Origin of the sequence: Variovorax sp. SRS16, assembly GCF_901827165.1 — a bacterium.
Lineage (GTDB): Bacteria > Pseudomonadota > Gammaproteobacteria > Burkholderiales > Burkholderiaceae_C > Variovorax.
The window spans coordinates 1,819,057-1,832,721 of the sequence record NZ_LR594666.1 but is presented as its reverse complement, the minus strand read 5'-3'; the positions used below and the strand labels follow the sequence as shown (position 1 = coordinate 1,832,721).

Annotated in this window: 11 protein-coding genes; 5 read left to right on the top strand and 6 right to left on the bottom strand. The window is 63.5% G+C overall.

The features are described 5' to 3' along the window. Positions 1 to 77: 77 nt before the first annotated feature. The 5 genes from thrS to aceA form a co-directional block, all read right to left on the bottom strand. Positions 78 to 1,985, bottom strand: a complete 1,908-nt coding sequence (gene thrS / locus E5P2_RS08905) for a threonine--tRNA ligase (RefSeq protein ID WP_162566747.1) — start codon at positions 1,983 to 1,985, stop codon at positions 78 to 80. 237 nt (positions 1,986 to 2,222) lie between these two features. Beyond that, on the bottom strand, positions 2,223 to 4,040 hold the full coding sequence (locus E5P2_RS08900; protein ID WP_162566746.1) for a hypothetical protein: 1,818 nt from the start codon (positions 4,038 to 4,040) through the stop codon (positions 2,223 to 2,225). 50 nt (positions 4,041 to 4,090) lie between these two features. Then, the gene (locus E5P2_RS08895; protein ID WP_232080630.1) at positions 4,091 to 5,536 is read right to left on the bottom strand and encodes a UbiA family prenyltransferase; all 1,446 of its coding nucleotides are present in this window, start codon (positions 5,534 to 5,536) and stop codon (positions 4,091 to 4,093) included. An 85-nt stretch (positions 5,537 to 5,621) separates the two neighbouring features. Beyond that, positions 5,622 to 6,014, bottom strand: coding sequence for a GtrA family protein (locus E5P2_RS08890; RefSeq protein WP_162566745.1), 393 nt, complete (start codon positions 6,012 to 6,014; stop codon positions 5,622 to 5,624). A 129-nt stretch (positions 6,015 to 6,143) separates the two neighbouring features. After that, complete coding sequence (aceA, locus tag E5P2_RS08885) at positions 6,144 to 7,463, bottom strand: isocitrate lyase (RefSeq protein ID WP_162566744.1); 1,320 nt, start codon at positions 7,461 to 7,463, stop codon at positions 6,144 to 6,146. Between the two features lie 447 nt (positions 7,464 to 7,910). Between aceA and E5P2_RS08880 the strand changes: the two genes are divergently transcribed. Then, entirely contained in the window at positions 7,911 to 8,777 is an 867-nt protein-coding gene (locus E5P2_RS08880) for a DMT family transporter (RefSeq protein WP_162570408.1), read from the top strand. 182 nt (positions 8,778 to 8,959) lie between these two features. Next, a complete protein-coding gene (locus tag E5P2_RS08875) occupies positions 8,960 to 9,379 on the top strand; it encodes an SWIB/MDM2 domain-containing protein (RefSeq protein WP_088957604.1) in 420 nt (139 codons plus the stop codon). Between the two features lie 63 nt (positions 9,380 to 9,442). Here E5P2_RS08875 and E5P2_RS08870 read toward each other — a convergent pair whose 3' ends face one another. Continuing rightward, positions 9,443 to 11,164, bottom strand: a complete 1,722-nt coding sequence (locus E5P2_RS08870; protein WP_162566743.1) for a thiamine pyrophosphate-binding protein — start codon at positions 11,162 to 11,164, stop codon at positions 9,443 to 9,445. Between the two features lie 90 nt (positions 11,165 to 11,254). Here E5P2_RS08870 and E5P2_RS08865 point away from each other — a divergent pair, with 90 nt between their 5' ends. The 3 genes from E5P2_RS08865 (at position 11,255) to E5P2_RS08855 (ending at position 13,653) form a co-directional block, all read left to right on the top strand. Next, the gene (locus tag E5P2_RS08865) at positions 11,255 to 11,896 is read left to right on the top strand and encodes a TetR/AcrR family transcriptional regulator (protein ID WP_162566742.1); all 642 of its coding nucleotides are present in this window, start codon (positions 11,255 to 11,257) and stop codon (positions 11,894 to 11,896) included. A gap of 77 nt (positions 11,897 to 11,973) precedes the next feature. Beyond that, on the top strand, positions 11,974 to 12,993 hold the full coding sequence (locus E5P2_RS08860) for a Bug family tripartite tricarboxylate transporter substrate binding protein (RefSeq protein WP_232077006.1): 1,020 nt from the start codon (positions 11,974 to 11,976) through the stop codon (positions 12,991 to 12,993). A 102-nt stretch (positions 12,994 to 13,095) separates the two neighbouring features. Next, positions 13,096 to 13,653 (top strand): tripartite tricarboxylate transporter TctB family protein, encoded by a 558-nt coding sequence (locus E5P2_RS08855; RefSeq protein ID WP_162566741.1) that lies wholly within the window; start codon positions 13,096 to 13,098, stop codon positions 13,651 to 13,653. Positions 13,654 to 13,665: the final 12 nt, after the last annotated feature.

The following is a 13,665-nucleotide window of genomic DNA, read 5'->3' as shown; positions in this document are numbered from 1 at the left end:
GTAGCGAACACCGGGCAGTCCTCGCGGGCAAGCGGCATGTTTGGCAAGGAAACACATAAGGCTGTTTCAAGGACAAATCAACGCTTCTCGGCAATATCCTGGACGAGGCGCTGCGTGAACGACTCAAGGGACATTGCACCGAGGTCTTGGTTACCCCGGGCGCGCACTGCGACGGCACCTGCTTCCTTCTCCTTGTCGCCCACGACGAGGATGTACGGAAGCTTCTGCAACGAATGCTTCCGTATTTTATACGTAATCTTTTCGTTGTGCAGGTCGACCTGAACCCTAAGCCCTTGATTTTGCAGCGTTTTCGCAACTTGCCTGGCGTAGTCGGCCTGGCCTTCGCTGATATTGAGCACCGCGACATGCACCGGCGCGAGCCAGGCGGGCATCGCGCCCGCGTGATGTTCGATCAGCATCCCGATGAAGCGCTCGAGGCTGCCGACGATCGCGCGATGGAGCATGACCGGATACGCGCGGCCGCTCGTCTCGGTGACGTACTCGCCTCCCAGGCGCTCGGCCGTGTTGAAGTCGACCTGCATCGTGCCGCACTGCCACTGGCGGCCGATCGCGTCCTTGAGCGTGTATTCGATCTTCGGCCCGTAGAAGGCGCCTTCGCCCGGCGAGACCACGAAGTCGACGCCGGAGCGGCGCAAGGCCTCCATCACGGCGTATTCGGCCTTGTCCCAGAGCGCGTCCGAGCCGACGCGGTTGTCCGGCCGCGTCGCGACCTTGTACAGGATGTCCGTGAAGCCGAAATCGGCATAGACCTTCTGCAGTTGCGCCGTGTAGGCGACGCACTCCTCGAGGATGTGGTCTTCGGTGCAGAAGATGTGCCCGTCATCCTGCGTGAATCCGCGCACGCGCATGATGCCGTGCAGCGCGCCGCTCGGTTCGTTGCGATGGCACTGACCGAACTCGCCGTATCGGATGGGCAGATCGCGGTAGCTGCGCAGGTCCGACTTGAAGATCAGCACGTGCCCAGGGCAGTTCATCGGCTTCAGCGCATATTCGCGCTTCTCCGATTCGGTGACGAACATGTTCTCACGGTAGTTCTGCCAGTGGCCCGTCTTTTCCCAGAGGCTCTTGTCGAGAATCTGCGGACCCTTGACTTCGTCGTAGCCCGTGTCGCGATAGACCTTGCGCATGTGCTGCTCGACCTGCTGCCACATCGCCCAGCCTTTCGGATGCCAGAACACCACGCCGGGTGCAGCCTCGTCGATGTGGAACAGGTCGAGTTCCTTGCCGAGCCGGCGATGGTCGCGCTTCTCGGCTTCCTCGATGCGACGGATGTAGTCGTCGAGCTGTTTCTTGTCTGCCCAGGCCGTCCCGTAGACGCGCTGCAGTTGCTCGTTCTTGGCATCGCCGCGCCAATAGGCGCCTGCGAGCTTCGTGAGCTTGAACACCTTGAGAAAACGCGTGTTCGGCACGTGGGGGCCGCGGCACATGTCGACGTATTCCTGGTGATAGTACAAGCCCATGGCCTTCTCGTCGGGCATGTCCTCCACGAGCCGCAGCTTGTAGTCTTCGCCGCGCGACTTGAACACGCTGATGACTTCGTCGCGCGGCGTCACCTTCTTGACCACGTCATAGTCCTGCGCGATCAGCTCGCGCATGCGCGCCTCGATCGCCGCCATGTCCTCGGGCGTGAAGGGGCGCTCGTACGAGATGTCGTAGTAGAAGCCTTCGTCGATCACCGGGCCGATGACCATCTTGGCCGTCGGATAGAGCTGCTTCACCGCATGCCCGACCAGATGCGCCGTCGAGTGGCGAATGATCTCCAGGCCTTCCTCGTCCTTCGGCGTGATGATCTGCAGCTTCGCGTCGTGATCGATCAGGTCGCTCGCATCGACCAGTCGGCCGTCGACCTTGCCGGCAACGGTCATCTTTGCAAGGCCGGGGCCGATGGCCTTGGCAACGTCGGCCACCGAAACCGGGCCGGGAAACTCGCGTCGCGAGTTGTCGGGGAGCGTGATCTGGATCATGAAAAAACCTCGGCGAGAAAACAAAAAAGCGCGGTCTGCGACCGCGCTTGGCTATGGTTCAGGTGCTGGATGCTTCCAGGATGCGCGGCCTACCGGCCTTTTCCTTCAGGGAAAAGACCGCTGAATGCTTGCGGCGTAGTTCGCGGTGTCATAACCAAGATGCCTTTCTCGCTCTTGTTCGGACGAAGTCCGTCATTCTATCCGCGGCGGATTTCGGCGTGTGGAGGCGACCCTCTTTCACATCGCTCCAGCCGCGTTGCCGACACGGCACAGTGCATAGCGCCCGGTTCGCTTGACGAGTTCGGCCGGCGCCGCACAGTCGCCGGTCTGGGTATCGATCACCACATGGCGGATCTGGTGCGCGCTCGCATAGGCGATGAACTCGCGCGCGGTCTTCAACGGAAGCAGGTCATTGAAACGCGGCGACCATTGCGCGTAGAACGAAGGCTCCCACATCACGGCGGCACCTTGCACCGCGCCAACCCACACGGGACGGCGCGCCCGCAGCTGAAAATTGTCGGACCCGTCCAGCGGCACGAGAAAGACACCGTGAATATCGCTGGCGCGTACCCACGCAACCAGGTCGTCCCAATCCTGTGACGATGCCGACGGACCCGGGTCGTTGGTCATGCGCTGCTGAATCGCCAAACCCGAAACCAGGAGTGCCGCCAAGGTGCAGGTCGTCGTCGCTTTCACAGGCGTCCAGGAAGCGACGAACCTCGGTCGCCAAATCAGATAAAGCGCCACGGCGACGAAAGCAAGCCGCGCCGCAAGGCCTGCTCCGGCGCCGAGCTTGACGGCTTCGAACAGAAACAGGCCTCCGAACCCCGCAGTCGCCAGCCACGCCAGCGCCGTTTCATGACGCCGGATCCACTGGCCTGCGGCACGGACGGGTATGGCATCCGCCTGATCAGACAAGCCGGCCAGCAATGCCAAAGCGGTCACTGGCAACATCAAGCCGGCAAGCGATTTGGGCCAGCTCAGCAGGCCCACCAGCACGATGACGCCCATCCAGCGTTGGCGCGCCGATGTGCCGCCGACCCAGAGTTTGACGGCGGCCATCGCGCAGAGGAGGATGCTCACCGCCTGCTCCAGACCGTCCGCTCGCAAGAGATGAAGGTTGAAGATGAAGCGCCTGTTGATCAGGTAGGGCAAGAAGGACCCGACGACCAGCAGCGCCAGAACCGACAACTGCACGCCCACCCAATACCGCGGATTGGCCGTATGGAGCGCGCCGATCAGCCCGCACACGAACATCACCATCAACGCGGCCGAGCGATCCTTGCTTGCCGCCTCGATCAGAAAGTGGTTGGGATAGAACTCTCGAACGTACTCGATGTAGCTGAAAGGCGCGCCCGGCTTCGCCCCCAGCACGGCAAATGAAATCCAGACGAGGATGGGCAACGCGATCAACCCGACCACCGCGCCGTATTTCAGGATCTCGCCGGCGCGCGGCAAGCGGCGGGTATCGAAGATCCGGGACGCGATGTTCACGAACACCATCCATATACCGACGAATGCGTTGAGCGCAAAGGCAATGCCGGTGAAACTCGCCGCCGCAACGATCCGACTCCGCTGCATCAGGGCGAGCGACATGAAAACCGCAGGCCACGTCACCTCGCTGTGAGTGAAGTACGGCAGGAACAGGCCGTCCGATCCGATGGGCGAATAGCCTGTCATCAGCGGGGTCACCGCGACCACGCTCAGGCACGCGATCTGGGCACCGATCGACTTGACGCCGTTGAGCCTGACCAGATACAGGACCGCAACCAGCGCCAGGAGCCTGCTGATCGACGCCAGCACGAGGAACACATCGCGAACGTTCGATTCGTTCGCAATCAGGCGCACCAATGGCCAGAGCGCAGAAGTGAACTTGCCGAGTGACTGCGAAAAGGCATCGCCCGCAAATTCCGGAGAACTGGCGAGATCGAGGACGTAGGGGATATGAAAGATGTTGTTGTTGACCCCGAACTGGAATCCGGTGACGCTCATCGAGATCAAGGCGAGCGGCAGACATGCGAGCAGTGGCAGGAAAGCTTTCCAGCGCGCATTCATCGTCGATCCTGCGACAGGGCCCGCCATCTCGGCGGCATCGCGAGACGCACTCACAAAGCCCCCCAGATCAGTCCCGCGCACACGGTTCCGATGACCTGGCTCTGGCGATCCTTGACGGCGAAGACCAGGGGATCGTCATGCACCTTCGCCCGCAGTGCCTTCATCCAGAGGCGCGAGATCCAGTAGAGCAGCAGAGGCGCCACGCCCCAAAGGAAGTAAGGCATGCGAAAGTGCTGCGTCGCCACGGGATCCTGAATGTAGAGGGCGAACACCATGACGGCAATCTGCCCCGCGGCGATCCCCTGTGTCAACACGACAGGGATATCGGCGACGTTGTAGCCCCGCCCTGCCATCGACATCTTCTGGCGTCGCTGGGCGTCCGCCAACTCGATGTAGCGCTTGGCCGAGGCGAGGCTGAAGAACAGGAACATCGAGAACGCCAGAATCCAGAACGACGGGATGACCCCGATCACCGCAGCACCCGCAAGAATGCGCATGGTGTAGAGGCCCGCCAGCAGCAACACGTCCACCACGGTGATCCGTTTGAGGCGCACCGAATAGGCCATGGTGAGCGCCCAGTAGAAAACCAACACGACCGCAAAGAGCCACGGCAGGCGCCACGCGGCGAGACCGAAGGCCGCGAGCAGCAGGATGGGGGTCAACATCACGGCCCATGCGAGCGGCATGGCGCCGGAAGGAATCGGCCTGCGTGACTTGGTTGGATGTTGTCGGTCCGCGTCGATGTCCAGCAGGTCGTTCAGGAGGTACACGCTGGAAGCGCAGAGGCCGAAGCAGAAGAAGGCCAGCAACAACGTCCAGACAGCCGGCCATCCCAGCTGCGCGGCCAAAGGCACCGCCGGCATGAACACCAGAAGATTCTTGACCCACTGATGAAGCCGCATCGCGCGCAGCACGGCAGCGATGCCCATACCCGCCGGGCGAACCACCGCGTCGACCCTGGCGCGCGCTGCGGCTCGACGCACGAGCGCGGGGCTCGCCGTCACAACGATCGCACTTTCCGCCGCCTGCCAGATCGGGAGGTCGGCGGCAGAATTTCCGGCGTAGCAGAACGGTCCGTCTGCGTCAGCCTGGATCGCTTCCAGTTTGGCGAGCCCAGAGCGATTCTTCTGGGAATCGGTCGCCAGCACCGCGTCGAAAACGCGAAGGTGCGCTGCCACCGCGTCGGCGTACTTCCGGTGACTGGCCGTGGCCAGGACCACCTTTCGCCCTTCGGATCGGGCCCTGGCAATCAATGCCAGGACCTCGTGATCGTAGGGAAGGTGCGCGACATCGAGTTCGACCTCCTGCGCGATCCGGGTCTTCAAGGTCGCTTTGCCCTGCAGGATCCAGCCCAGCAGATCGAAGATAGCGAGCGGACGCTGCTTCACCAGAACCAGCGCCGACTCGATCAACAGATCGCTGGCGATGAGCGTTCCGTCGAGGTCGACATAGAGCGGCGGCGCAGTCACCATCGGGGGAATGCAGGAGAGGTCCATGGATTCAATTCCAATCGCATGGAGACATTCCACCAGTTTGGCGAGAAGTCAAGGCGGACTGAAACCAACTGTAACAAATTAATGGTTAAGCCTTCAATTCCTTGTACCTGAAGATGAAGTGTTTGCCGCCCAGGTAGTTCCAGACCAGAACGACTCCGGTCGCCAAAAGCTGCGAATACGAGGAGCCCAGGCCGGCCCATTCGTGCAGAGCTGAAAAAATCAGTGCGTTGATCAGGAGGCCGATTCCTGCGATCAGCACGTAGCGCAGAGCCGCCATGTCCCATCGCGCGCGACTGCGAAAGGTAAAGCGGTAGTTCGCCGCGAAGTTGAAGACGGCGCTGGCCGCGAAACCGGCCGAGGTCGACGGCACGGCCGGCAGGCCTGCGATCCGGTAGAGACCGTAGAAGACGGAATAGTGGATCGCGGTCGCGAGACTTCCGACGATCAGAAATTTGATGAATGAATGGCGCGCGTTCACTGCGGGGAGTGTCGCAGCGTTGACGCGCGCATCCTTCAGTTACCGGCCATTGACTCGAAGCCCCGGGTCCGATCGTGAAAAATCCCCGCGGATCGCTCACGCGGGGATCGACTCATCGGTTGGCAGGAATCAGTGGAACTGCTCTTCTTCGGTCGAGCCCGTCAGCGCGGTCACACTCGACTTGCCGCCCTGGATCACGGTGGTGACCTCATCGAAGTACCCGGTGCCCACTTCCTGCTGGTGCGACACGAAGGTGTAGCCGCGATCCCGCGCCGCGAACTCGGGCTCCTGCACCTTCTCGACATACGCCGACATGCCGCGCTTCACATAGTCCTGCGCCAGATCGAACATGTTGAACCACATCGAATGGATGCCGGCCAGCGTGATGAACTGGTACTTGTAGCCCATCGCGCCGAGTTCCTTCTGGAACTTGGCGATGGTCGCGTCATCGAGGTTCTTCTTCCAGTTGAACGAAGGCGAGCAGTTGTATGCCAGCATCTTGCCGGGATGCACCTTGTGCACGGCCTCGGCGAACTTGCGCGCGAATTCCAGGTCGGGCGTACCCGTTTCGCACCACACGAGATCGGCATAGTGCGCATAGGCGATCGCGCGGCTGATGGCCTGGTCAATGCCCTTCTTCGTCTTGTAGAAGCCTTCGGCCGTGCGCTCGCCGGTCAGGAAGGGCTTGTCGTTGGCGTCGTAGTCGCTGGTCAGCAGGTCAGCGGCTTCGGCATCCGTGCGCGCGATGACGAGCGTCGGCGTACCGCAGACGTCGGCGGCCATGCGCGCCGCGATCAGCTTCTGCACGGCTTCTGTCGTCGGGACCAGCACCTTGCCACCCATGTGGCCGCACTTCTTGACCGATGCGAGTTGATCTTCGAAATGGACGCCGCCGGCGCCCGCCTTGATCATCGCCTTCATCAGCTCGAAACCGTTCAGCACGCCGCCGAAGCCGGCTTCGGCATCGGCCACGATGGGCGCGAAGTAGTCGACATAGCCCTTGTCGCCCGGGTTCGTTCCCTTGGACCACTGGATTTCGTCGGCGCGGCGGAAGGTGTTGTTGATGCGTTCGACCACGGTCGGCACGGAGTCCACCGGATAGAGCGATTGGTCGGGGTACATCGCGGCATAGCTGTTGTTGTCGGCGGCCACCTGCCAGCCCGACAGGTAGATCGCCTTCACACCGGCCTTCACCTGCTGCATCGCCTGCCCACCGGTGAGCGCACCCAGACAGTTGACGTACGGCTCGGTGTTCACGAGGTCCCAGAGCTTCTCGGCACCGCGGCGCGCCAGCGTGTGCTCGATCGGAAACGAGCCGCGCAAACGCACCACATCGGCGGCGCTGTAGCCACGCTTGATGCCCTTCCAGCGGGGGTTGGTCGCCCATTCCTTCTCGAGGGCTGCGATCTGCTGTTCGCGGCTCAGTTGTTCTGTGATGGTTTGAGGCATGGTCACTCCAAGGGTTGATTGAGAGGCGGGCGCGGCTGCGTCCATGGGCCTAACTCTAAGCGGAGTCGTCGACTCTTATGTCTTATAGAAGACATATTTTTTTGATATATAAATCATAGACTTGCGATCAATTTCCCTCCATGTGAAATAAATTTTCTTATATTGAGAAAAAATATTGCAACGCAGCACGACCCCATGCCGCGATGCGAAATCAATTCTTCGGTCATGAAACTGGATGGCGATCACTCCGCGTTGAGCGGCGCGGGCCAGTAGCGTGGGATGTCGTTGCAGTCACTTCCGCGCAAGATGCCTGGCAGCCCACGCGTCGGATCCGCCCGGCGGGATGGGGCATCATCGAATGAATAATCTTCGCAACGCCGCAGTCTGTTGAACCCCGCCCTCCCCCCACCGCGCCGACTCGCCGCATACGGTTGCCTTGCGCTGAGCATGTCGCTGGTCGGCAGCTATGTCGCGCTGTCCAAGCCGCTCGTCGTGGCGTTTCCGGTGCTGCTGCTCGCCTGGCTGCGCTTCGGCATCGCGGCCGCGGCCATGCCGCACTGGCTGCGGCGCCCCGCGGACGAAGCGCCGATGACGGCGCGCACACGCGGCCTGGTGTTTCTCGAATCGTTTCTCGGCAACTTCCTGTTCTCGATCTGCATGCTGTTCGGCGTGAGCATGACCAGTGCCGTGTCCGCCGGCGTGATCATGGCGTCGATCCCGGCAGTCGTCGCGCTCGGCAGCTGGGTCTTCCTGCGCGAGCGCATCACGCTGCGCATCGGCCTCGCGATCGCATGCGCCGCGTTCGGGATCGGCCTGCTTGCGCTCGCACCCGCGCACGCGTCGGCGAACCCGCAGGCTGCGGCTTCCGCATCGATGCCATGGCTGGGCGATCTGCTCGTCTTCTTCGCCGTGCTGTGCGAGGCGGCCTACGCGGTGATCGGCAAGTCGCTCACCGGCCGGCTCGGGCCCAAGCGGATCTCCTCGCTGATCAACCTGTGGGGCTTCGTGCTCTCGACGCCGCTGGGCGTCTGGTTCGCACTGCACTTCGATTTTGGCGCCGTGTCCTTCGGCATGTGGGGCCTGCTGGTCGCCTATGCGCTGGCGGCCAGCATCTGGACCGTATGGCTCTGGATGACGGGCCTGAAAGGCGTGCCCGCATCGCAGGCGGGCGTGTTCACCGTGATGCTGCCGGTCAGCGCTGCGCTCGTCGGCGTGCTCGTTCTCGGCGAGCGCCTGTCCACGCCACAGCTGCTCGCTTTTGCGTTCGCACTGCTCGGTGTGGTGCTCGCGACCTGGCCCGCGCGCCGCCGCTGAAGCACCGAGGCTCATCGCTTCGAGGGAAATCGGCGCTTTCTCCCCTCTGAAAAAACAACAGCTCCCAATGAAAAAATCTCTTTTTCCCTTGGAAACGCGTTTTTTCTCCTTTAGCATCCGCAATGCCAGTGGAGACACCGCTTTTCATTGGTGAAGTGTCCAACCAAAAAAGGAAATCAACCATGGCAACTGCAAAGAAGGCTCCGGCCAAGAAAGCTCCCGCAAAGAAGGCCGCTCCGGCCAAGAAGGCTGCGGCACCGGCAAAGAAGGCGGCTCCTGCAAAAAAGGCGGCTCCCGCCAAGAAGGCTGCGCCGGCCAAGAAGGCTGCTGCAAAGAAGGCTCCCGCCAAGAAGCGCACGCCCAACGCTGCGTTCATGAAAGCGCTGACCCCCAGCCCCGCACTGGCTGCCGTGGTCGGTTCGACCCCTTTGCCGCGCACCGCCGTCGTGAGCAAACTGTGGGACTACATCAAGAAGAACAATCTTCAGGACAAGGCCAACAAGCGCAACATCAACGCCGATGCCAAGCTGAAGGAAATCTTCGGCAAGCCGCAAGTGTCGATGTTCGAACTGGCCTCGCTGATCGGCAAGCACGTCAAGTAAGCCCTTCGAGCGCCCCGCGCGCTCGACTCGAAAAGCCGGCACCCCGCCGGCTTTTTTTTGCCCTCAATCCGCCGAACGCACCTGAGCAGCCTTCGTGATCGACGTCAGCGTGCCGCGCGTGCTGATCACCTCGGGGTCCAGCGGAATCTCGATCAGCGTGCCCGTATCGGCCGCCAGCGCGCGCAGCAGCGCAGCCTCGAACTGCGAGGTCTCGGTCACGCGCTCCGCCGCATAGCCGTAGGCGCGGGCCAGCAGGCAGAAGTCCGGATTGCGCAGCGCCGTGCCGCTCACGTTCGTCGGGTACTCGCGCTCCTGGTGCATGCGGATCGTGCCGAACATGCCGTTGTTGAGCAGCACGATGATGCTTTTGCCGCCATGCTGCGACGCGGTGGCGAGTTCCTGCCCGTTCATCAGGAAATCGCCATCGCCGGCGATGGTGAAGGCGATGCGTCCCGTCGTGAGGCTGGCTGCGATGCCCGCAGGCACGCCGTAGCCCATCGCACCGCTGGTCGGCGCGAGTTGCGTCTTGTGACCCTTCGCGAGGCCGTGGTAGCGGAAGTACCGGTGCACCCAGCTCGCGAAGTTGCCTGCGCCGTTGGTGATGGCCGCATCCGCCGGCAGGTGCTTCTGAAGCAGCGCGACCACCGCCACCATGTCGACCGCGCCGCGCGGCGATTCGGCGGGCAGCCCCGCGAGCGCCTGGGGCTCGAGGTTGGCGAGGTAGTCCGCGTTCGCCGCGACGGTCCACGCCTCCCAGGGCAGCTCCGTCGGCGCGCTCAGCACCTCGAGGCTGCGCGCCGCCGCGCTCATGCCGGCATTGATCGCGAGATCGGCCTGGTAGACACGGTTGAGTTCCTCGGCACTCGCATGGATGTGCACCAGCGTCTGCTTCGCCTTGGGCGCTTCGAGCAGGGTGTAGCCGCCGGTGGTCATCTCGCCGAGGCGCGGGCCGATGGCAAGGATCAGGTCGCTCTGCCTCACGCGCTCCGCGAGCTTCGGATTGATCGCGATGCCGACATCGCCGGCATAGAGCGGATGGTGGTTGTCGAAGGTGTCCTGGAAGCGGAATGCATTCGCCACCGGCAATTTCCAGTTCTCCGCGAAGCGCTGCAAGGCCTGCGCCGCCTGCGGCGTCCAGCCGCCGCCACCGGCGATCACCAGCGGCCGCTGCGATTTCAACAACAGCTCGCGCAGGCTGCGCAGGGCACCCGGATCGCTCCATGGTTCGACCGCCTCCACGCGGCCGAGCGGCTGCGCTGCGGTGGTCGTGCGCAGCATGTCTTCCGGCAACACCAGCACGACGGGACCGGGCCGTCCGTTCATTGCCGTCGCAAAGGCGCGTGCGATGTACTCGGGAATGCGGTCGGCATCATCGATGCGTTCGACACGCTTGGCGAAGCCCTTGGTGCTCGGACCGAAGAAGCTGCCGTAGTCGACCTCCTGAAAGGCTTCGCGATCGCGGAAGTCGCTGCCGACGTCGCCCACGAACAGCACCATCGGCGTCGAATCCTGGAACGCGTTGTGCACGCCGATCGACGCATTGGTGGCCCCGGGCCCGCGCGTCACGAAGCAGACGCCGGGCCGGCCGGTGAGCTTGCCGTGCGCCTCGGCCATGAAGGCGGCGCCGCCCTCCTGCCGGTTGACGACGAAGCGGATGCGGTCGCGGTACGCGTGAAAGCCGTCGAGCACCGCCAGATAGCTTTCGCCGGGCACGCCGAACACGGTCTCGACACCCTGCTCGATGAGGCAACGGACAATCAGGTGTCCTGCTGTTGGATATTCCATGCGCCCGATTATCCGCACCGCGCCGGCCGCCCCGGGTATCTCAGGGAAAGATCGCATGCCATCAATTCACCAATCAGTTAAAACTGCGGCATGAAGCCCACGACCCTCGAACCGCGCCAGCGGGACGCTGATCGCTCGCAGCTCGGCATCCTGATCGCCGCCCGCGACGAGTTTGCGCAGCACGGCCTCGCAGGCGCGCGCGTCGACCGCATCGCCGAGCGCGCGGGGCTCAACAAGCGCCTGATCTACTATTACTTCGGCAGCAAGGACGACCTCTTCCTCGCCGTGCTCGAGAGCGTCTATGCCGACATCCGCGATGCCGAGCAGGCCTTGCACCTGCTCGACCTGCCGCCCGCCGAAGCCCTGCGCCGGCTGACCGAGTTCACCTGGAACTACTACCTCGAGCACCCCGAGTTCATCACCCTGCTCAACAGCGCCAACCTGCACCAGGCGCGCCATCTTTCCAAATCGAAGCGAGTGCGCGAGATGAACTCGCCGCTGATCCAGACGCTCGGCGACATCCTCGAACGCGGGCGCAAGCAGGGCGTCATCCGCGGCGGCATCGACCCGGTCCAGCTCTACATCTCGATCGCCGGACTCGCCTACTTCTACCTCTCCAACAACCACACGCTGTCGGCGATCTTCGGGCGCGACCTGATGACACGCAAGGCGCACAGCGAACGCCTCTCGCACATGTGCGATGTGATCCTAGGGTATGTCCTGAGGGACTGATGTCCGGCGCGCGTTGACGCTCCCCGACACGATTTCTAGAATTCACTCGCTGGTGAATTAAAACAACTGGAGATCCCGTGACGCATCTGCATCCCGTTCAAAGACTGGCTCGCCGCGCCTTCGTCGTGGCCCTGCTTTCCGCCGCCGCGACCGGCGCCATGGCGCAATGGAAGCCAACGCGGCCGATCAACCTGATCGTGCCGTGGGCCGCGGGCGGATCGACCGACCAGGTGACGCGCGTCACGGCCGCGGAAATCGAGAAGGCGCTCGGCCAGACCGTCGTCATCATCAATCAGCCCGGTGCTTCGGGCGCCATCGGCACCAAGAGCGCGCTCGATGCGGCCAAGGACGGCTACACCTGGACCGCCGGCGCGGCACAGGATCTCGGTGCGTACGAAACGCTCGGCTCGCTCAAGACCCGCATGAGCGACTGGAACCTCTTCCTCACGGTCGCCAACATCCAGGTGATCGGCGTCAACCCGTCGACGCCGTACAAGACGGCCAAGGACCTGATCGACGCCATGAAGGCGCAACCCGGCAAGATCCCCGTCGCGACCGCTGGCGTGACCTCGGCCGGCCACAACGCGATGGACCTGATCTCGAAGGCCACCGGCGTCAAGTACCGCGAGATCCCGTACGACGGCGGCAATCCGGCCGTGGTCGCCACGGTCTCCGGCGAGGCCGAAGTCACGACGCAGCTGGCCGTCGAGCAGGCCGACATGATCCGCGGCAAGCGGCTGCGCCCCCTGGCCACCGTCAGCGACAAGCCGCTCGATCTCGAGGGCTATGGCGTGATTCCGCCGCTCTCGCAAAGCCTGCCGGGCTTCACTGCGCCGGCCAACTATTTCGGCATCTTCATTCCGAAGGGCGTGCCCGACGAGGTCGTGAAGACCGTGCAGAAGATCTGGGACGAGAACATCCCCAAGAGCGAAGCGCTGAAGAAGTACGCCAGCAGCCGCGGCGCCCTGTTCCTGCCGCTCTCCGGTGATGCCGCACAGAAGGCGGTGATGCCCGCGGTCCAGGCCAATGCCTGGATGCTGTTCGATGCCGGCAAGGCCAAGGTGTCGCCCGATACGGTGGGTATCCCCAAGCCCTGACCGGCCCCTGCATCGCCGATGGCTGCCGACGGACATGCGCCTGTCCATCGGCAGCATTGGCGTTCGTCCCCGCCTCGATCGATTCGCCTTCCGCCTGCATCCATGACACCTCCCGCCGCCCCACCCGAAACCCCCGCACCCGCGCACGGCGAAAGCCACGTCAGTCCGGGCTCGGACCTGATCGCCGCCTTCGCGTGGATGGTGTTCGGCATCGCCGTGCTGATCGCATCGTTGCGCATGGACCGGTTGGAAAAGCAGGACATCAATCCGTACACCATCCCCGGCCTGCTGCCCGGCCTGCTCGGCATCGTGACGATCCTGCTGGGCTTCCTGCTGGCGCTGCGCAGCTGGCGCCGTCGCGTGGCGCACCCCGAGCAGGTGATGGTGCGGGCCAGTGCCGCCGAGAAGAAGCGCGTGCTGCTGGTGCTCGCGCTGTGCCTGGTCTTCGGCATCGGGCTGGTCGGCCACGGGCTGCCGTTCTGGGCCGCGGCCTGGATCTTCGTCACGGTCGCGATCCTCAGCCTGCAGCATTCGCAGCGCAAGGCCGCCGGCCAGGGGCTGACGCTGCGCACCGTGGCGAAGGCCCTGGCGATCGGCCTGGGTGCCGGCCTCATGATCACGCTGGTGTTCCAGGAGCTGTTCCTGGTCCACCTGCCCTGAGCGCGCGGAGAC

What these genes read in the sequence shown, in the direction of transcription:
- thrS (WP_162566747.1), bottom strand. Translation starts at nt 1,985, where the DNA reads ATGATCCAGATCACGCTCCCCGACAACTCGCGACGCGAGTTTCCCGGC.
- E5P2_RS08900 (WP_162566746.1), bottom strand. Translation starts at nt 4,040, where the DNA reads ATGAATGCGCGCTGGAAAGCTTTCCTGCCACTGCTCGCATGTCTGCCG.
- E5P2_RS08895 (WP_232080630.1), bottom strand. Translation starts at nt 5,536, where the DNA reads ATGGACCTCTCCTGCATTCCCCCGATGGTGACTGCGCCGCCGCTCTAT.
- aceA (WP_162566744.1), bottom strand. Translation starts at nt 7,463, where the DNA reads ATGCCTCAAACCATCACAGAACAACTGAGCCGCGAACAGCAGATCGCA.
- E5P2_RS08880 (WP_162570408.1), top strand. Translation starts at nt 7,911, where the DNA reads ATGTCGCTGGTCGGCAGCTATGTCGCGCTGTCCAAGCCGCTCGTCGTG.
- E5P2_RS08875 (WP_088957604.1), top strand. Translation starts at nt 8,960, where the DNA reads ATGGCAACTGCAAAGAAGGCTCCGGCCAAGAAAGCTCCCGCAAAGAAG.
- E5P2_RS08870 (WP_162566743.1), bottom strand. Translation starts at nt 11,164, where the DNA reads ATGGAATATCCAACAGCAGGACACCTGATTGTCCGTTGCCTCATCGAG.
- E5P2_RS08865 (WP_162566742.1), top strand. Translation starts at nt 11,255, where the DNA reads ATGAAGCCCACGACCCTCGAACCGCGCCAGCGGGACGCTGATCGCTCG.
- E5P2_RS08855 (WP_162566741.1), top strand. Translation starts at nt 13,096, where the DNA reads ATGACACCTCCCGCCGCCCCACCCGAAACCCCCGCACCCGCGCACGGC.